The sequence below is a fragment of the Stenotrophomonas sp. TWI1183 genome, from assembly GCF_039673115.1.
Classification (GTDB): Bacteria; Pseudomonadota; Gammaproteobacteria; order Xanthomonadales; family Xanthomonadaceae; genus Stenotrophomonas; species Stenotrophomonas maltophilia_AA.
The window spans coordinates 1-15,954 of sequence record NZ_JBDJKZ010000033.1 but is presented as its reverse complement, the minus strand read 5'-3'; the positions used below and the strand labels follow the sequence as shown (position 1 = coordinate 15,954).

Genomic DNA, 15,954 nt, shown 5'->3' with positions numbered 1-15,954 from the left:
CCCCCGTGGGGGTCTGGCTGTGTGCCGGGGGGCGGGGCGCCGGGGCCCGCCACTACCGGGGATCAAGGCCGCCGGGAATGACCGCGCCTGCAGATTCAAGCAGCAAGAAGGCCGCGTTCGACCAACCACGCCTTTGCATCTTCCGCATCCTGCTCGAACCGCGCCGAGTGAACCTCCAGGCGCCTATGTGATTGGCGCGTCGCCACGCGCCCAGGACTGACCGCACGTGCGGATTTACGCCGCAAGAAGGCCGCGTTCGACCAACCACGCCTTTGCATCTTCCGCATCCTGCTCGAACCACGCCTGCGTAGACCCCAACCGATACGTATACCCCCACGCATCCATGTCGGCCATCAACCGCGCACTGCCGACACCGGCCAGTCTGCCGGCCAGCACGATCTGCAGGTAACAGGTGGCGTCTTCTTCGGGCACCGAATCGGTGGCATCGGTATGCACCAGCGCACGCCGCTCCGGCGGCAGCACGATCAGGTGGCAGGCTTCGTGCAGCATCGAGTGCACCGGCGTGTCATCGCGGACATACACGTCGCTGCCGATGATGCCGGCCTCGGGTTCGCCCCAATAGCTGCCCGGAATCGGCGCGCCCTCGGCCACACGATGCAGGTGCAGATCGTGGGCGGCGAGCAGGGCATGGGCATCGTCGAAACGGATATCGCCGACGCGGGTGACCTGCGGTTCGGCGTTGGGGGCAGCGTCGTTCATGGGTTACCGCTCAACCGCCCCTTCCGGTCCGGAAGGGGCGATGTTGATCAGGGCTGCTGCGGGCCTTCCGGCAAGGCGACGGAGATATCGAGCACGTCGTGCTCACCGTCCTTGACCAGATCGACCTTGACCGCATCAGCGTCGATGTTGACGTACTTCTTGATCACTTCCAGCAGCTCGCGCTGCAGCAGGGGCAGGTAGTCCGGGCCGCCGCGGTGGCTGCGTTCCTGCGCGATGATGATCTGCAGGCGGTTCTTGGCCGTTTCGGCAGTGGTCTTCTTTCGGTTCAGGAAATCGAACAGTCCCATGCTTACCCTCCGAACAGCTTGCTGAAGAAGCCTTTCTTCTCCACGGTGGTGAAGCGCATCGGACGCTCTTCGCCAAGGATGCGGCCCACCGCATCTTCGTATGCCTGGCCCGCCGCCGATTCGGGGTCCAGAATGACCGGTTCACCCTTGTTGGACGCATTGAGCACGTCGCCCGACTCGGGCACCACGCCAATGGCCTTCAGGCCCAGCACTTCTTCCACGTCGGTGATGCTGAGCATTTCGCCGCTTTCCACCCGAACCGGGCTGTAGCGCGTGAGCAACAGGAAGGCCGGCACGTTCTTGCCGGATTCGGCCTTGTGGGTCTTCGAATCGAGCAGACCGATGATGCGGTCCGAGTCGCGCACCGAGGACACTTCCGGATTCACCACCACGACCGCACGGTCGGCGTAGTACATCGCCAGGAATGCACCCTTCTCGATGCCGGCCGGGGAGTCGCAGATGACGTATTCGAAGCCGTCGGCGATGAGATCGTCGAGCACCTTGCGCACGCCTTCCTGGGTCAGCGCGTCCTTGTCGCGGGTCTGCGAGGCAGCCAGCACGTACAGGTTGTCGAAGCGCTTGTCCTTGATCAGGGCCTGCTTGAGAGTGGCTTCGCCGTGCACGACATTGACGAAGTCGTACACCACGCGGCGCTCGCAGCCCATGATCAGGTCCAGGTTGCGCAGGCCGACGTCGAAGTCGATCACCGCCACCTTTTTTCCACGACGCGCCAACCCACAGGCCAGGCTGGCGCTGCTGGTGGTTTTGCCGACGCCGCCCTTGCCGGAGGTGACTACGATGATTTCAGCCAAAGGATTTCTCCTGATTCTTCTGTTTGGGGGCTGCGTCAGTCCAGCGCAGCGATCTTGATCTGGTCCTGTTCCAGCCACACCTGCACGGCCTTGCCGCGCAGGGAGTCCGGGACATCGTCCAGTACCTTGTAGTGGCCGGCAATGGCGACCAGTTCAGCGTGGAATTCACGGCAGAAAATACGCGCCGTGGTGTTGCCTTGGGCACCTGCCAGGGCACGGCCCCGCAACGTACCGTAGATGTGGATGCTGCCGTCGGCGATCACTTCGGCGCCCGCGCCGACGGTGGCCATGACGGTCAGGTCGCAGTTTTCCGCATACAGCTGCTGCCCCGAACGGACATTGCTGGTCTGCATGCGACCGGGTTTGGGCGCGGCACCGGTGGCGACGGCGCTGGGCGCGGGCGCTGCAGGTACGGCGGCAGCGGCGGCGCGCGCGCGGCGCGGCGGCTCGGCCACCGGCGCAGGCGCCCGGGCAGGCGCGGCGGCCGGCTCGGCCTCGGCGCGTTCGTACTGGGCGCGGAACTTGGCCAGCAGCGGCAGGCCGAGCTGCTGGGAGAGCAGGTCGGTTTCGGTGGTGCCGTAGGCCAGCGCGACCGGCAGCACGCCGGCCTTGCGCAGGCCATCCAGCAGCGCCTTGGCGGTGGCCACGTCGGGCATCCTGCTGAGCCCGCCGAAATCCAGGATGACCGCGGCCCGCCCGAACAGCTTCGGGGCACGCGCGACGCGTTCCTGCATTTCACGGGTGAGGCGTTCGACGTCGAGGGTGCGGATACGCAGGTTGGCGATGCCGACCTGGCCGATCTTCAGTTCACCGGCCTGTTCAAAATCCATGTTCGCCGCCACCGATCAGGTCCCCGTCTGCTGCTGGACGCGCAGCGGCTCGCGGCGATGGCCCACCCAGGGCACATCCGGCAACTGGTCGCCGTAGGTGTCGTGCACCCACTGGTAACTGCACAGGTCCTTGAGCAGCATGCTGGCGCGCACATCGACGTGGGCCATGTTGTTCTGGCCGACCTCGCGGAAGCCGAAGCTGCCGTGGAAGAGCAGGGCGGCATCGGCACCGTGATCCAGGAAGACCTCGCAGGTCAGCTGCGGGTAGCGCAGCTCGGCGTAGCTCTGTGCATCGGCATAGAACGCACGGCCGACGCCACCGCCGCGACGGCGGCTGGCGACCACGATGCGGTCGATATAGAAGAATTTGCTGCCCAGCTGCTGCTTGAACCAGGCGAAGTTGCTGCTGTCGTGCTGGCTGTCGCTGCCGAAGCCGATCAGGAAACCGGCCAGGTTGCCGTCGCGCTCGGCGACGCGGAAATACTCAGCGCTTTCATAGAACAGACGCAGGCGGGCGGCATCCAACGGCAGGATGGCCAGGCCGGCATTGTTGTTCAGGGCCAGGACGGAATCGAGCTCGTGCTCGCGCACGTCGCGGATGACAATCGACATTGTGACTCCGTGGGGTAACGCGGTTGGCCCATCGAGGGGCCCTCGGTCCGATTATTGCATGGGTGGCTTCCCCCCGCGAGCCGACAGGCATGACTTCTGTGGGAGTGCAGGGGAACAGGTTCAGCCTACTATGCGTCCATGTTGGGATACCTCAGCCACACCCGAGTACTGCGACTGGCCGGCCTGTTCACCTGGGTCATGGTCGGACTCCCTCTGGTTTATTCACAGTACGAAGCACTGCTGCGCCGCGGCGGTGGCGTCGATGCCTGGGCGCTGTGGCTGTTCGTCGCCTACCTGGCTTTCGGCGCCGGCTACTTCTGGCTGACCCGCGGGCTGCGCAACGGCGGCCACTCGCGCTGGTACGACCGGGTGATGCTGGTGCTGCTCACCACCTCGGCGCTGGGCGTGAGCTACCTGAGCGGCTCGGGCCTGGGAAGCATCCTGATGATGGTCGCCGCCGGCGTCATCCCGTGGATGCTGCCGGTACGCGGTGGGGTGATCTGGCTGCTGCTCAGCCAGCTGGCGGTGCTGCCGGTCTACTACCTGATCCTGAACTTCTCGCTGTTCGAGGCGGTGATGCAGTCGCTGCTGTATGGCGGCTTCTCCATGTTCATCTTCGTGACCAGCCTGGTCGCGCGCCAGCAGACCGATGCCCGGGAAGAGCAGCGGCGGCTCAACACGGAGCTGCGCGCCACCCGCGTGCTGCTGGCCGAGAGCGCCCGGGTCAACGAACGCACGCGCATCTCGCGCGAGCTGCACGACCTGCTGGGCCACCACCTGACCGCCCTCAGCCTGAATCTGGAAGTGGCCGGCCACATCACCGAGGGCCAGGCCCAGGAGCACGTGCATCAAGCCCACACCCTGGCCAAGCTGCTGCTGACCGATGTGCGCGAGGCGGTCAGCCAGCTGCGCGACAGCGGGGCGATCGATCTGGCCGCCGCCCTGCGGCCGCTGACCGAGCAGGTGCCCTCGCTGGAGATCCACCTGGACATCGACGAGCCGCTGAGCGTGGAAGACCCCGAGCGCGCCCACGTGCTGCTGCGCTGCACCCAGGAAATCATCACCAATGCGGTGCGCCATGCCGGCGCGCGCAACCTGTGGATCAAGGTCCGGCGCGAGCCGCCGGGCGTCGTGGTGCTGGAAGCGCATGATGACGGGGTGGGCGCCGACGGGATCGTGGTCGGCAACGGGTTGCGCGGGATGCGCGAGCGCCTGCAACAATGCGGTGGTGAGCTGCAGATCGAAACCCGCCGGGGACAGGGCTTCCGCCTTCGTGCCTCGGTGCCCGGCGTGCCAGTATTGATGCTGACCGCTGTCATTGAAGGAGTGCGTTGATGATTCGCGTCTGCCTGGTCGACGACCAAACCCTGGTGCGGCAGGGAATCCGCTCGCTGCTGGCGCTGGATGACGGCATCGAGGTGGTCGCCGAGGCCGCCGATGGCCGCCAGGCAGTCGAGGTGGTTCCGCAGGTCCGCCCGGACGTGGTGCTGATGGACATGCGCATGCCGGTCATGTCCGGCCTGGAAGCGCTGCAGATGCTGTCGCGGCTGAACCAGCTGCCGCCGACCATCATCCTGACCACCTTCGATGACGACCAGCTGGTGCTGGCCGGGCTCAAGGCCGGCGCCAAGGGCTACCTCCTCAAGGATGTGACCCTGGACCAGCTGGTGGGCGCGATCCGGACCGTGGCCGACGGCGGCTCGCTGGTGCAGCCGGCGGTCACCCAGCGCCTGCTGTCGGGCCTGGAGCACATGCGCAACGAGTTCGTGAGCCTGGACCGGCCGGATCCGTTGACCGACCGTGAGACCGAGATCCTGCGGCTGATGGCCAGCGGCTTCTCGAACAAGGAGATCGCCAATTCACTGGGCGTGGCCGAGGGCACCATCAAGAACCACGTGTCCAACATCCTCTCCAAGCTGGGCGTGCGCGACCGCACCCGGGCGGTGCTCAAGGCCTTCGAGCTGCAGCTGGTCTGAGCCTGGCGGGCCGGCGGAGACCTTCGGGTGGCCGCCGCTGCCGAGTATTTTCTGAAATCCTTGAAACCCTTGCAGCGCAAGCGATACAGGGGTGTTTTCGAGCCCGGCGGCCGAATCCGGCAAAGAAATATTCTCCATCCGCTACGTGCTGACGCGCGCGATGCGTTATCTTTCCGCTCCTTGTCTATGCAAAACCGCTGCCGACATGGAAACCGGTGTGCCAACCCTGATCAACAACACCGGCGAAGCCTGCTAGGATTGGCGCTTCGCTTCAATCAACCCGGCCGTGGGATCGGCCCCGGAGACTCCTGAATGACCCGTATTATCGAGTTCCTGATCGCCTTGGGGATCGTGGCTGGCCTGTTCGTCATCATTGGCGTATGTCTGCCGGGCGAGCGCCATATTTCCGAAAGCATCGAGACCAACCGCAAGATGACGATCGTGTTCGACACGGTCAACAGCCTGCGCCGCTTCAAGGACTGGAACCCGCTCTTGCTGCGCGATCCCGCCGTTGAACTGAAGCACTCCGGCCCGGCTGCCGGCGTCGGCGCACGCCTGGACTACACCTCCAAGGAAGGTTCCTTGGGCCAGGGTAGCTGGGTGATCACCGAGTCCGAGCAGAACAAGCACGTTGCGATCGCCATCGAAGACGAGAGCAAGGGTCACGACAAGGTGACCAACTTCACCTTGGAGCCGACCGGCAAGGGTGGCCGCAACGTCAAGATCACGCAGGACTACAGCGTCAAGTACGGTTTCAACCTGTTCGGTCGTTACGCGGGCCTGTACGTCAGCCGTCACGCCGGTGACGACCTGAAGCTGGGTCTGTCGCGTATGGCCAACATGCTGGCCACCGTGCCGAACGTGGACTACCGCACCGCCGAAGCCCCGCTGACCGATCTGGCCATCGTGGACGTCCCGGCCGAGGACCTGCTGGTCGTCACCGCCGGCAACGTGGATCGCGGCCAGGAGACCATCACCAAGTCCATCAAGGACAACCAGGAGTGGATCAAGCGCGTCATGGAGGCCAACAACCTCGAAGCCGCCGGTCCGTTCCGCATCATCACCACCGATTTCGGCGCCGAGAAGTACGCCTTCGACGTGGCCCAGCCGGTCAAGAAGAAGGGTGCTGAAGGCGCGACTGCCGAAGCCCTGACGGTGAAGATCGACGGTGGTGCACCGGTCAAGTACGTGCATGTTGCTCCGCACCGCTCGGCCCACGCGGCCTACACCGGCCACATGGCCGGCCTGGACATCGCCCGCAACGCCCTGCGTGCGTGGTCGGTGACCGGCGGCAACGAAGTGATCGACCGTCCGTACGAGTCCTGGAAGGACGGCGTGGAAAAGTCGTTCACTCCAGAAGGCACGTACGACATCTACTGGGCCGTCAAGTAATCCGACGGTTGCCGTGATGTAACGCACGACCTGAAACGCGCCGCTTCCTGCGGCGCGTTTTTTTTTGGCTCCGGCAGCGGGGCACTGTCTGAAGGACGCAAGCATGCTCAACCTGGAACGACGCACGCGCAAACCCTCCCTGCTGGCCGGCCTGGGCGGCCTGCTGGCGGCCACCGCGGTCGGCCTGTCCGCTTACGCCTCGCATGGCATCGCCGATCCACAGGCGCAGTCGCATGTGACCACCGCGGCGCTGTACGCGTTCGGGCATGGCGTGGCGCTGGCGGTGCTTGGTCCCACCCAGCAGAACACCCTAGGCCGGCTGGCCCTGTATGTCCTGCTGATCGGCACGTTGCTGTTCTCCGGCAGCCTGGTGGCTGGCGCACTGTGGAAGCTCAGCACCCAGTTGGCGCCGGTCGGTGGCACCGCCCTGATGGTGGGCTGGCTGGCCTACGGCCTGAATGCCCTGAGGCGCTGACATGCCCCGTTACCGCCGCGGCTTCGATGTCGATGAAGCCCATGACTGGCTGAGCCGGCGCGACCGTCGGCTGGGTACGTGGATGAAGCGGCTCGGCCCGATCCAGGCGCAGCCGGGCTGGGCGAAGAGCTTTGACCCGGTCGATGCGCTGGCGCGGGCGATCCTGTTCCAGCAGCTCAGCGGCAAGGCCGCCTCGACCATCGTGGGGCGGGTGGAAACCGCGATCGGGAGCAGCCGGCTGCATGCCGATACGCTGTCGCGCATCGACGATCCGGGGCTGCGGGTGTGCGGTGTCTCGGGCAACAAGGCGCTGGCGCTGCGCGACCTCGCGCGGCGCGAGGCGGCCGGCGAGATTCCCGACCTCCGCCGGATGTCGGTGATGGACCACGACGCGATCATCGACGCCCTGGTGCCGATCCGCGGCATCGGCCGCTGGACGGCGGAAATGATGTTGATGTTCCGGCTCGGCCGCCCGGACATCCTGCCGGTCGACGACCTGGGGGTCCGCAAGGGCGCGCAGCGCGTGGACAAGGCCGAGCGGATGCCGAGCCCCAAGGAGCTGCTTGCCCGCGGCGAGAAGTGGGGGCCGTTCCGGACCTACGCCAGCCTGTACCTGTGGCGGATCGCCGATTTCACCGTGGATCCGAAGGCGACGACCAACCGCTCGCAGGACTGAGGCAGCACGGAGTCATCAGCGGGGCTGCCGCCAGCACCAGTGCCACGGTTCGTAGACGATGCCGTGCGGGTTGTCGCGCGGGTAGCTCAGCTGGAACCCGAAGCGCCCTGCATGCTCGCCCAGCCAGGCGAAGGCCGCCGTGGATTCGAACGATTCTTCGGCCGGCGGTTCGCCCGGCGTGCCGATATCCAGCGCGTAACCGCTGTGGTGCTCGCTGTAGCCCGGCGCGGCATTGACCTTCAGGATGTCCTCCACGCCCAGCCCGCGGTCGCGTTTGCGCGCGAAGATGCCGAGCTGGTAATCGTGGCTGCGGTAGCCGGAGATCGCATCCAGGGCGATGCCATCGGCGGCGGCCTGCTGGCGCAGGCGTTGCCAGCCTCGGGCAGCGTCGCGGTGCAGCCACAGGGGGCGACGGTAGCGGTCGAAACCGGCCAGGTGCAGCTGGGTCGGTTCGGCTTCCAGCGCCAGACCGGTCGCGGCTTCGTAGGCATCGGCATCAATTCCGAGGGTCTCGAGGCGATCCTGCAGGCCGCTCAGGGGCAGCACCGCGTCGGGCGCGCTGCCGCGGCGGCGATCCAGCAGCTGGCGGTCGAGTGCGTCCAGTGCCGCTTCAATCCCCGGCTCGCGCATCAGGCGTGGCACCAGGGGCAGGACGCCCTGCGATGTGGCGACGGCGAGGTAGCGGCCATCGCGCTTGCGCCGCAGCACCCACTGCGCACGGGCCAGGGCGCGCGCGTCGGCGGAGCTGCGCGCACGCAGCAGGCCGCCGGGCCAGAGTTCGATCTCGGCGGTGTTGATCAGCAGGGCAGGGGATCTACGCATGCCACCAGCTTAGTGCGCGCCCGGCGGTCCGGCCAGCGCCTGCAGCGCCTCCAGCAGCGCGCGTGGACGCTCCGGGCTGATCACCAGGGCGGTGCCGGGGCAACCTCGAAGGGGTGAGGTGCACTCACGTCATGCCCCCTTCTTGAAGATCAGCACCGACGTCGTGAAGGGAGGTGCCGACACCAGGCTGATCGCGTTGACCAGCTCCCAGCCCAGCTGGCCCTGCTTGGTCAGTTCATCCTGGATCTGCTCGGCTTTGACGATCCCCATCAGGTTGGGCTTCACTTCAACGGTGAGATAGCTCCAGCGCCTGCTCATGACTTGCTCTCCTTGTCGGTGGTGGGTCTGGGAAGGCGTCCGGCCTTGCGCAGTGCATCACGCAGCACGTATTCGATCTGCGCATTGAGGCTGCGCAGCTCGTCGTCGGCCCAGCGCTGCGCCGCCGCCAGGACATCGGCATTGATACGCAGCGGGTACGCTTTCTTTTCGGTCATGCGGGGTCCTTTATCAACAGCGCGTGCCGTCCCCTCGGCGCCGCGGGTGCATCAATACAGCGAGCCGGCGTTGACCACCGGCTGGGTGCCACGGTCCGAACACAGTACGGTCAACAGGTTGCTCACCATGTGCGCCTTGCGCTCCTCATCGAGCTGGACCACGCCGTTCTTCTGCAGTTCGGCCAGGGCCATCTCAACCATGCCGACCGCACCAGCGACGATACGCGTGCGTGCAGCGATGACGGCGTTCGCCTGCTGGCGCTGCAGCATGGCCTGGGCAATTTCCGGTGCATAGGCGAGGTGGCTGATGCGCGCATCGATCACCTGCACGCCGGCATCGGCCAGGCGCTCGGCCAGCTCGTCCTTGAGGTGCTGCGAGATCTCGGCCGCATGGCTGCGCAGCGACAGCTGGCCTTCCTCGTGCTGGTCGTAGGGGTAGCTGGTGGCCATCGCGCGCAGCGCCGATTCGGACTGGATGTGCACGAAGCTCTCGTAATCGTCCACGTTGTAGACGGCCTCGGACGCATCCACCACCTGCCACACGATCACCGCGGCAATCTCGATCGGACTGCCATCGAGTTCGTTGACCTTGAGCTTGCCGCTTTCGAAGTTGCGCACGCGCTGGCTCACCTTGACCTTGGTGAAGAACGGGTTGTTCCAGCGCAGGCCGTTCTCCTTCACGGTGCCGACGTACTTGCCGAACAGGCTGACCACGATGGCCTGGTTGGGCTGCACGGTGTACAGGCCGACCAGGCTGAGCAGGGCGGTGGTGGCCAGCACCAGGCTGCCGACGATCAGTGCCGGATTGCGGTTTCCCTTGTCCACACCCACCACGAACATCCACACGGCCACGGCGGTCAGGGCCAGGACCAGCAGCAGGAAGGGCAGGCCGGACAGCGAGCGGATCGACTTCTCTTTCATGGCAGGGCGTCCTTGGGTGGTTGAGTTGGAAGATATCAAATTGATATCAACCTGCAAGTGCCCGGCCGGTCGGCCATGCGGCCGCCGCAGCGGCTAGAATGCCCTCCCGCCCCTGTTGCCCGGAACACCGCCATGTCCACGCTCGGTACGCCGCTGTCTCCTTCCGCCACCCGTGTGCTGCTGCTGGGATCCGGCGAACTCGGCAAGGAAGTCGCCATCGAGCTGCAGCGCCTGGGGGTGGAGGTGATCGCTGCCGACCGCTACGCCAACGCACCGGCGATGCAGGTGGCCCACCGGTCGCACGTGATCGACATGCTCGACGCGATGGCGCTGCGCGCGTTGATCGCGCTGGAGAAGCCGCACCTGGTGGTGCCGGAGATCGAGGCGATCCATACCGAAACGCTGGTCCAGCTGGAACAGGAGCAGGGCCTGCGCGTGGTGCCGACCGCGCGTGCGGCACGCCTGACCATGGACCGCGAGGGCATCCGCCGGCTTGCCGCCGAGACCCTGGGCCTGCCGACCTCGCCGTACCGCTTCGTCGATACCGACGCCGAGTACCGTGCAGCCGTGGCGGCGATCGGTCTGCCGTGCGTGGTCAAGCCGGTGATGTCCTCCTCGGGCAAAGGCCAGAGCACGTTGCGCCAGGACGCGGACATCGCGCCCGCCTGGGAGTACGCGCAGACCGGTGGCCGTGCGGGTGCCGGACGCTGCATCGTCGAGGGCTTCATCGATTTCGAGTACGAAATCACCCTGCTGACCGTTCGCCACGCGGGCGGGACGTCGTTCTGTGCGCCGATCGGGCATTGGCAGAAGGACGGGGATTACCGCGAGAGCTGGCAGCCGCAGCCGATGTCGCCGCGTGCGCTGGCGCGGGCGGAAGAGATTTCGCAGGCGATCACCGACGAGCTCGGCGGCTGGGGCCTGTTCGGGGTCGAGTTGTTCGTGAAGGGCGACGAGGTGTGGTTCAGCGAGGTGTCGCCGCGTCCGCACGACACGGGCCTGGTGACGTTGGCATCGCAGGAGTTGAGTGAGTTCGCGCTGCATGCGCGGGCGATTCTGGGGTTGCCGATCCCGGTGATCCGCCAGAGCGGTCCGTCGGCGTCGTGCGCGATGCTGGCGCATGGCGAGGGCGTGCCGTTCTTCAGCAATGTGGCGGCGGCGCTGGTGCATCCGGATTCGGCGCTGCGTCTGTTCGGCAAGCCGAGCGTGCACGGGCATCGCCGGGTGGGCGTGACGTTGGCGCGTGGCGCGGATATCGACGAGGCGCGGAAGATTGCGCGTGAGGCTGCTGAGGCTATCGGGATCGAATTGCGGTCGTCGTGAGCGTGCGGCGCATCGCTGAGTAAGCGGAATATCGCCTCAGCGTTGCGCCCAGGGCAGGACGGTGACGTGGATGAAGGCGATCGGCGCCAGCACCGAGCCATACAACCACCACGTCCCGAATTTTTCTCCGTACCCCTTGTACCAGGCCACGCACGCGGGAAGCAGGCCGATCATCGGAAACGCAATGACATGCAGGGCGATTCCAGGCCAGCCGATCATGAACACGGCGAGCAGCGCGGATACAGCGAGAATCATGACGAGGTTTCGATGCACCCGAGCGCTTCCTGCGGCAATGATGGTGTCCGCATTCTGTCATCAAGCGCGGCCTCCCTGCCAACGGGATGGCAATGCATCATGCCCTGCATCACCTTGATGTAGAGCATTAAAAAAAACGACGAGCCCTTGGCTCGCCGTTTTTCCGTTCAGAACGAAGCAGGCGTTACTTCACGTCCACCCACACCAGATGGTGGTCGCTGCCGTCGGCAATCTTGGCTTCCGGGCTGTCATTGGCGGGCCAGAACACGCCGCTGCCGATGTAGCTGAAGCCGACCGAGGGCAGGACGTAGTCCAGGCGCATGGTGCCGGACTTGGGGCCGAAGTCGCCGGTGGCGTGGAAGGGGGCGCCTTTGCGGACGATGCCTTTCTCGGCATAGGCCAGGCTGGTCTGCTCGGCGCCGACGCTGCGCGGGGTGGGGTAGCGCAGGACGCGGGCGTTTTCGATCAGTTCGACGATCGCTTCGTGGCGGCCGTCGCCGTCGACCGGGTCGTTGTTGAGGTCGCCGAGGATGACGAAGCGTGCGTCCTGCGGAAGGCCGCCGCAGTGGCCACGGTCATCGCACAGCCACGACGTGTCACGGTCCTTGAGGTAGTCCTGCCAGAGGCGCAGTTCGTCGTGGTTGCGGGCGGCGTTGCGCTTTTCCGGGCCGTCGAAGACCGGCGGGGTCGGGTGCGAGACCAGGGCGTGCACGGTGCCGTTCGGGGTGTTCACCGGAACATCCCAATGCGATTTGGACGACAGGCGCAGCTGGGACCAGACGTGGTCGTTGTAGAAGGATTTCCCGGTGCGCGGGTCGATCGGGCGCAGGGCGCCGGGCATCGCGCTCCACTTCAGCAGCTGGAAGCTGCGGACCTTGGCGTCATCGATCGGGTAGCGCGACAGCACCAGCATGCCGTACTGGCCCGGGTGCAGGCCGTAGCCCCAGGCATCGTTGCCACGGGCGCGGCCTTCGCCGCCGATCTCGCCGTTGTTGTCCAGGTCCAGGCCGCTCTGCACGCCGGTGTTGACCGGAGCGAGGTAGCGATAGGCGTAGTGCAGCGGCTCGCCGCCGCCCGGCTGGGCGGATTCCAGGTAGCGCTTCTGGAACAGGTCGGCGGCGCGATGGGCGTCGTCGTAATCGAACTCGTTGAGCAGCACCAGATCCGGGCGGACCTGCTGCAGGACGGCGGCGATCTTGCGCGCGTGTTCGCTGTCGCCTTCGAGCTCGGCGATCAGGCCGCCGGTCTCGTCGCTGTACAGGGAGGTGTTGTAGGTGGCGATCCGCAGCGGTGCGGAAGCGGGATCCGGCATGGCGGCGGTCTTGGCAGGGGTCTGTGCGCAGGCGCCGCAGAGCAGGGCCAGGGCAAGGATCAGGGGATGGGCTTTCATCCGCCTATTCTGCACCCGTCGCGGTGTCAGTGATGCGTCAGCGGCCGTCCGATTCGTCGTCGAACGCGTGCCAGCGGCGACCGTCATAGGCCTCCAGTGGGCGGAACCGGCGCTTGTAGTCCATCTTGCGGTGGCCGCGGATCCAGTAACCCAGGTACAGGTGCGGCAGGTGCTCGCGGTGGGCCCAGGCGATCTGCTGCAGGATCGCGAAGGTGCCCAGGCCACGATGGGCCTGGTCCGGATCGAAGAAGGTATAGACCGCCGAGAGCCCCTGCGGGGTCACGTCGGTCACGGCGACCCCGAGCAGCGGTCCGCGATGGCCATCCTCGGCCGGCCCGCGGATCTCGATGAAACGGCCCTGCGACCAGCGCCCGATCAGGAACTGGTCGAACTCGTGCGGGCCGTGCTCGTCCATGCCGCCCTGCGCGTGGCGGTGGGTGAGGTAGCGGTGGTACAGCGCGAACTGCTCTTCGGTCTGCTCGGCCGCGACGATCCGCACTTCCAGATCGGCATTGCGGGCCAGGCAGCGGCGCTGGCTGCGGTCCGGTGCGAAGCGGGCCACGGGGATGCGCACGGCCACGCAGGCGTGGCAGTCGACGCAGTGCGGGCGGTAGACCAGATCGCCGGAGCGGCGGAAGCCCCAGCCGAGCGCCATCGGGTACAGCGTGCCCAGGCGCGGATCGTTGGGATCGAGCACCAGATCGCGCGCGGCCCGTTCCGGCCAGTAGCCACAGGGGTGGTCGCCGGTCTGGAACAGTCGCAGCTCGTCGTCGCGGTCGCCGTGTATTGCCATGCCCACAGCATAGCCCCGTGCCGTCGCAGCCGCCGCGACTGTCTGCCAAATGAACACGGCCGGCCGGGCTGTCAACGGTGCTGGCGCCCACGCGTTGTTACCGGTGTGGGTGCCACGCACCGCACACAGTTTCCCTCACGAACCGGAGTTACCCATGCGCAACCGCACCTCCCTCCTGCTGCTGGCCCTGCTGCTGTCCACCGGTGCTGCCGGCCTGGCGGTCGCTGCCGATACCCCCGCCGCCGGCGACAAGCCCGCCCGCGCCAAGCTGGATACCAACGGCGATGGCTTCATCGACCGCGCCGAAGCGGCGAAGGCCCCGCGTCTGGCCGCGCAGTTCGACACGCTGGACGCCAACAAGGACGGCAAGCTCTCCCGCGAGGAACTGCCGCGCTGGCACGGCAAGCGCCACGGGCGTGGCCCGGGCGGGCATGGCGACTGGATGGCCAAGCTGGACACCAACAAGGATGGCCGGATCAGCCGTGAGGAAGCCAAGGCCGACCCGCGCCTGGCCGCGCGCTTCGATGCCATGGACGTCAACAAGGATGGTTACCTGGACAAGGCCGATCGCGAGCTGCGCATGAAGCAGCATCGTGATGCATGGTTCGCCGCGGCCGACACCAACAAGGACGGCCAGCTGAGCAAGGCCGAGTTCGACGCGGCCAAGGGCCCGTTCGGTGGCCCGCGTGGCGATCACCGCGATGGCAAGCACCGCGACGGCAAGCCGCCGATGCCGCCGAAGGCACCGGCCGCGAAGTAAGCGGTACGAAGGTGTTGCACGAGAAAAGCGCCGGTCATCGACCGGCGCTTTTCTGTTTCAGAGCCGTCCGTTCTTGTACATCGCCCAGACGATGGTGCCGACCACGAACAGGTTCATCACCCACAGCGCCTTGCGGCCGTACAGCGACTCGTATTTCCAGTTCGGCCCGGTGCGTCCATGGCGCGCCGCATCGCGCGCGATCATCGGGGCCATGATCCGCTGCAGCGGAACGAGACACTGATAGTTGATCATGGACAGGCCGATCGCCAACGCCACCACGGGCCAGTACCAGGCCAGCGGCAGGAAGCTCAAGGCGAACACGGCCACGCAGGTCACCAACGCGGTGAAGGTGCTGTAGTGCACGAACCCGCGGATGGCGGTTCGCTCGCCCTCGTTCTCGGCGTACGAGAGCAGGTAACGACCCCCGAGATAGCTGCCCAGCACGCCCCCGACCACGCCGCCGGCGATCGCGCCCCACGCGAAATCCGGCGGCAGGACATGACTCTGGCTGGCCGCTGCACTCAACGAGCCCAGGGCGGCACCGCCGGAAACACTGGCACCGCCCAGCCCGAGCTTGCTGGTACCCAGCCCGGTGCCGAGCAGGATCGCGGCACTGGCGGTGCCGGGCGCGGCGACCAGCACCATCGAGACCACCGTCGTGGCGAACGCAGCGCTCGGGGCGCTGCTGCGCGCGAACTCGCTGAACCGGCGCATCATCTCTTCGCGTACGGTGGCGCGAGCGCGTGACAGTCGCTTGCGCACGGCGGCGTCACTGAGGCCGAGCAGGTCGGCGACCTGCTGTGAGCTCTGGCCTTCGCGGTAATACAGCAGCAGCGTCTCTCGGCTGTCTTCGGGCAGCGCCGAGATGATCTCTTCCGCTGCCAGCTCCTCTTCCACCCGCTGCAGGTGCTCCGGGGCGCTCGGGCTGGGGTCGGCGGCCATGTTGATGGCGATCTCGGCGGCCTCGCCGGACAGCGGCCGGCCGCGGTTGGCGCGCAGCCAGTCACGGGCGAGGTTGCGGGTGATCTGGCGCAGCCACGGCAGGAAGCTGGCATGGCTGTGCAGCTGGTTGAGCTGCTGCCAGGCCTTGATGAAGGCTTCCTGCGCGATGTCCTCGCTGGCGTGCACGTCGCGGGTGATCGCCAGCGCGATCGCGGTGACCGTGTTCTGGCAGGCCAGCACGATGCGCCCGTAGGACTGCTGGCAGCCGCCCGCGGCGGCGGGCAGTTCGCGTTCGAGCGTAGTGGTCAGCGGATGCGTCATGGCACGTTCCCCGGCGGTGATCCGAGTATGACGATGCCTCGACCGGAATGTGACCGGGTAGTGGGGGGGGGCGGGGGGGGCCGGGCGGCGGAACCCCCCACCACGAGCGGGCCCCCCCGGCCCCCACCCGCG

General features: G+C 66.8%; 20 protein-coding genes. 7 read left to right on the top strand and 13 right to left on the bottom strand.

Translation table 11 applies throughout. The annotated features are described in order from the left end of the window. Window positions 1–234: 234 nt before the first annotated feature. The 5 genes from ABE434_RS18685 to ABE434_RS18665 are packed head-to-tail and all read right to left on the bottom strand — an operon-like array spanning window position 235 to window position 3,282. On the bottom strand, window positions 235–720 hold the full coding sequence (locus ABE434_RS18685) for a hypothetical protein (protein WP_346479859.1): 486 nt from the start codon (window positions 718–720) through the stop codon (window positions 235–237). Between the two features lie 47 nt (window positions 721–767). Next, complete coding sequence (gene minE, locus ABE434_RS18680; RefSeq protein WP_017355894.1) at window positions 768–1,028, bottom strand: cell division topological specificity factor MinE; 261 nt, start codon at window positions 1,026–1,028, stop codon at window positions 768–770. Window positions 1,029–1,030: 2 nt separating this feature from the next. Continuing rightward, a complete protein-coding gene (minD, locus tag ABE434_RS18675) occupies window positions 1,031–1,840 on the bottom strand; it encodes a septum site-determining protein MinD (RefSeq protein ID WP_088432112.1) in 810 nt (269 codons plus the stop codon). Window positions 1,841–1,875: 35 nt separating this feature from the next. Further along, on the bottom strand, window positions 1,876–2,670 hold the full coding sequence (gene minC, locus ABE434_RS18670) for a septum site-determining protein MinC (protein ID WP_346479858.1): 795 nt from the start codon (window positions 2,668–2,670) through the stop codon (window positions 1,876–1,878). A gap of 15 nt (window positions 2,671–2,685) precedes the next feature. Then, complete coding sequence (locus tag ABE434_RS18665) at window positions 2,686–3,282, bottom strand: GNAT family N-acetyltransferase (RefSeq protein WP_179459506.1); 597 nt, start codon at window positions 3,280–3,282, stop codon at window positions 2,686–2,688. 138 nt (window positions 3,283–3,420) lie between these two features. Between ABE434_RS18665 and ABE434_RS18660 the strand changes: the two genes are divergently transcribed. The 5 genes from ABE434_RS18660 to ABE434_RS18640 all read left to right on the top strand — a co-directional run bounded on the left by ABE434_RS18660 (window position 3,421) and on the right by ABE434_RS18640 (window position 7,801). Next, the gene (locus ABE434_RS18660) at window positions 3,421–4,617 is read left to right on the top strand and encodes a sensor histidine kinase (RefSeq protein ID WP_346479857.1); all 1,197 of its coding nucleotides are present in this window, start codon (window positions 3,421–3,423) and stop codon (window positions 4,615–4,617) included. Further along, window positions 4,617–5,258: a response regulator transcription factor gene (locus ABE434_RS18655; RefSeq protein WP_019184539.1), complete on the top strand. Its 642-nt coding sequence runs from the start codon at window positions 4,617–4,619 to the stop codon at window positions 5,256–5,258. The genes ABE434_RS18660 and ABE434_RS18655 overlap by 1 nt, the downstream gene beginning before the upstream one ends. Window positions 5,259–5,570: 312 nt before the next feature. Beyond that, entirely contained in the window at window positions 5,571–6,650 is a 1,080-nt protein-coding gene (locus ABE434_RS18650; RefSeq protein ID WP_346479856.1) for an SRPBCC family protein, read from the top strand. A 103-nt stretch (window positions 6,651–6,753) separates the two neighbouring features. Then, window positions 6,754–7,125, top strand: a complete 372-nt coding sequence (locus tag ABE434_RS18645) for a DUF423 domain-containing protein (protein WP_088432118.1) — start codon at window positions 6,754–6,756, stop codon at window positions 7,123–7,125. 1 nt (window position 7,126) lies between these two features. Further along, window positions 7,127–7,801 carry a DNA-3-methyladenine glycosylase gene (locus ABE434_RS18640; protein WP_346479855.1) on the top strand — a complete coding sequence of 225 codons (675 nt, stop codon included), beginning with the start codon at window positions 7,127–7,129 and terminating at the stop codon, window positions 7,799–7,801. 15 nt (window positions 7,802–7,816) lie between these two features. Here the strand turns inward: ABE434_RS18640 and ABE434_RS18635 are convergent, their stop codons facing one another. The 4 genes from ABE434_RS18635 to ABE434_RS18620 all read right to left on the bottom strand — a co-directional run bounded on the left by ABE434_RS18635 (window position 7,817) and on the right by ABE434_RS18620 (window position 10,038). Next, window positions 7,817–8,623: a M15 family metallopeptidase gene (locus ABE434_RS18635; RefSeq protein ID WP_346479854.1), complete on the bottom strand. Its 807-nt coding sequence runs from the start codon at window positions 8,621–8,623 to the stop codon at window positions 7,817–7,819. Window positions 8,624–8,752: 129 nt separating this feature from the next. Beyond that, a complete protein-coding gene (locus ABE434_RS18630) occupies window positions 8,753–8,941 on the bottom strand; it encodes a DUF4177 domain-containing protein (RefSeq protein WP_346479853.1) in 189 nt (62 codons plus the stop codon). Beyond that, complete coding sequence (locus ABE434_RS18625; RefSeq protein ID WP_046272204.1) at window positions 8,938–9,117, bottom strand: hypothetical protein; 180 nt, start codon at window positions 9,115–9,117, stop codon at window positions 8,938–8,940. The genes ABE434_RS18630 and ABE434_RS18625 overlap by 4 nt, the downstream gene beginning before the upstream one ends. A 51-nt stretch (window positions 9,118–9,168) precedes the next feature. Next, window positions 9,169–10,038 (bottom strand): SPFH domain-containing protein, encoded by an 870-nt coding sequence (locus ABE434_RS18620; RefSeq protein WP_346479852.1) that lies wholly within the window; start codon window positions 10,036–10,038, stop codon window positions 9,169–9,171. 132 nt (window positions 10,039–10,170) lie between these two features. On the opposite strand from ABE434_RS18620, the gene purT reads away from it, so the two are divergent. Beyond that, entirely contained in the window at window positions 10,171–11,361 is a 1,191-nt protein-coding gene (gene purT, locus ABE434_RS18615) for a formate-dependent phosphoribosylglycinamide formyltransferase (RefSeq protein ID WP_176990069.1), read from the top strand. 36 nt (window positions 11,362–11,397) lie between these two features. Here purT and ABE434_RS18610 read toward each other — a convergent pair whose 3' ends face one another. The 3 genes from ABE434_RS18610 to ABE434_RS18600 form a co-directional block, all read right to left on the bottom strand. Further along, entirely contained in the window at window positions 11,398–11,634 is a 237-nt protein-coding gene (locus ABE434_RS18610) for a hypothetical protein (RefSeq protein WP_176990068.1), read from the bottom strand. 166 nt (window positions 11,635–11,800) lie between these two features. After that, window positions 11,801–13,006 (bottom strand): endonuclease/exonuclease/phosphatase family protein, encoded by a 1,206-nt coding sequence (locus tag ABE434_RS18605; protein WP_346479851.1) that lies wholly within the window; start codon window positions 13,004–13,006, stop codon window positions 11,801–11,803. A 37-nt stretch (window positions 13,007–13,043) separates the two neighbouring features. Then, entirely contained in the window at window positions 13,044–13,799 is a 756-nt protein-coding gene (locus ABE434_RS18600) for an arginyltransferase (RefSeq protein WP_346479850.1), read from the bottom strand. A 154-nt stretch (window positions 13,800–13,953) separates the two neighbouring features. Here ABE434_RS18600 and ABE434_RS18595 point away from each other — a divergent pair, with 154 nt between their 5' ends. Next, window positions 13,954–14,559: an EF-hand domain-containing protein gene (locus tag ABE434_RS18595; protein WP_346479849.1), complete on the top strand. Its 606-nt coding sequence runs from the start codon at window positions 13,954–13,956 to the stop codon at window positions 14,557–14,559. 57 nt (window positions 14,560–14,616) lie between these two features. Here the strand turns inward: ABE434_RS18595 and ABE434_RS18590 are convergent, their stop codons facing one another. Beyond that, window positions 14,617–15,822: an RNA polymerase sigma factor gene (locus ABE434_RS18590; protein ID WP_346479848.1), complete on the bottom strand. Its 1,206-nt coding sequence runs from the start codon at window positions 15,820–15,822 to the stop codon at window positions 14,617–14,619. Window positions 15,823–15,954: the final 132 nt, after the last annotated feature.

Bases quoted from the DNA above. Each gene is read 5' to 3' on its own strand.
- ABE434_RS18650 (WP_346479856.1), top strand. From the start codon at position 5,571: ATGACCCGTATTATCGAGTTCCTGATCGCCTTGGGGATCGTGGCTGGC.
- ABE434_RS18595 (WP_346479849.1), top strand. From the start codon at position 13,954: ATGCGCAACCGCACCTCCCTCCTGCTGCTGGCCCTGCTGCTGTCCACC.
- ABE434_RS18645 (WP_088432118.1), top strand. From the start codon at position 6,754: ATGCTCAACCTGGAACGACGCACGCGCAAACCCTCCCTGCTGGCCGGC.
- ABE434_RS18605 (WP_346479851.1), bottom strand. From the start codon at position 13,006: ATGAAAGCCCATCCCCTGATCCTTGCCCTGGCCCTGCTCTGCGGCGCC.
- ABE434_RS18660 (WP_346479857.1), top strand. From the start codon at position 3,421: ATGTTGGGATACCTCAGCCACACCCGAGTACTGCGACTGGCCGGCCTG.
- ABE434_RS18600 (WP_346479850.1), bottom strand. From the start codon at position 13,799: ATGGCAATACACGGCGACCGCGACGACGAGCTGCGACTGTTCCAGACC.
- ABE434_RS18630 (WP_346479853.1), bottom strand. From the start codon at position 8,941: ATGAGCAGGCGCTGGAGCTATCTCACCGTTGAAGTGAAGCCCAACCTG.
- ABE434_RS18685 (WP_346479859.1), bottom strand. From the start codon at position 720: ATGAACGACGCTGCCCCCAACGCCGAACCGCAGGTCACCCGCGTCGGC.
- ABE434_RS18625 (WP_046272204.1), bottom strand. From the start codon at position 9,117: ATGACCGAAAAGAAAGCGTACCCGCTGCGTATCAATGCCGATGTCCTG.
- minE (WP_017355894.1), bottom strand. From the start codon at position 1,028: ATGGGACTGTTCGATTTCCTGAACCGAAAGAAGACCACTGCCGAAACG.
- ABE434_RS18635 (WP_346479854.1), bottom strand. From the start codon at position 8,623: ATGCGTAGATCCCCTGCCCTGCTGATCAACACCGCCGAGATCGAACTC.
- ABE434_RS18640 (WP_346479855.1), top strand. From the start codon at position 7,127: ATGCCCCGTTACCGCCGCGGCTTCGATGTCGATGAAGCCCATGACTGG.
- purT (WP_176990069.1), top strand. From the start codon at position 10,171: ATGTCCACGCTCGGTACGCCGCTGTCTCCTTCCGCCACCCGTGTGCTG.
- ABE434_RS18620 (WP_346479852.1), bottom strand. From the start codon at position 10,038: ATGAAAGAGAAGTCGATCCGCTCGCTGTCCGGCCTGCCCTTCCTGCTG.
- ABE434_RS18590 (WP_346479848.1), bottom strand. From the start codon at position 15,822: ATGACGCATCCGCTGACCACTACGCTCGAACGCGAACTGCCCGCCGCC.
- ABE434_RS18665 (WP_179459506.1), bottom strand. From the start codon at position 3,282: ATGTCGATTGTCATCCGCGACGTGCGCGAGCACGAGCTCGATTCCGTC.
- minC (WP_346479858.1), bottom strand. From the start codon at position 2,670: ATGGATTTTGAACAGGCCGGTGAACTGAAGATCGGCCAGGTCGGCATC.
- ABE434_RS18655 (WP_019184539.1), top strand. From the start codon at position 4,617: ATGATTCGCGTCTGCCTGGTCGACGACCAAACCCTGGTGCGGCAGGGA.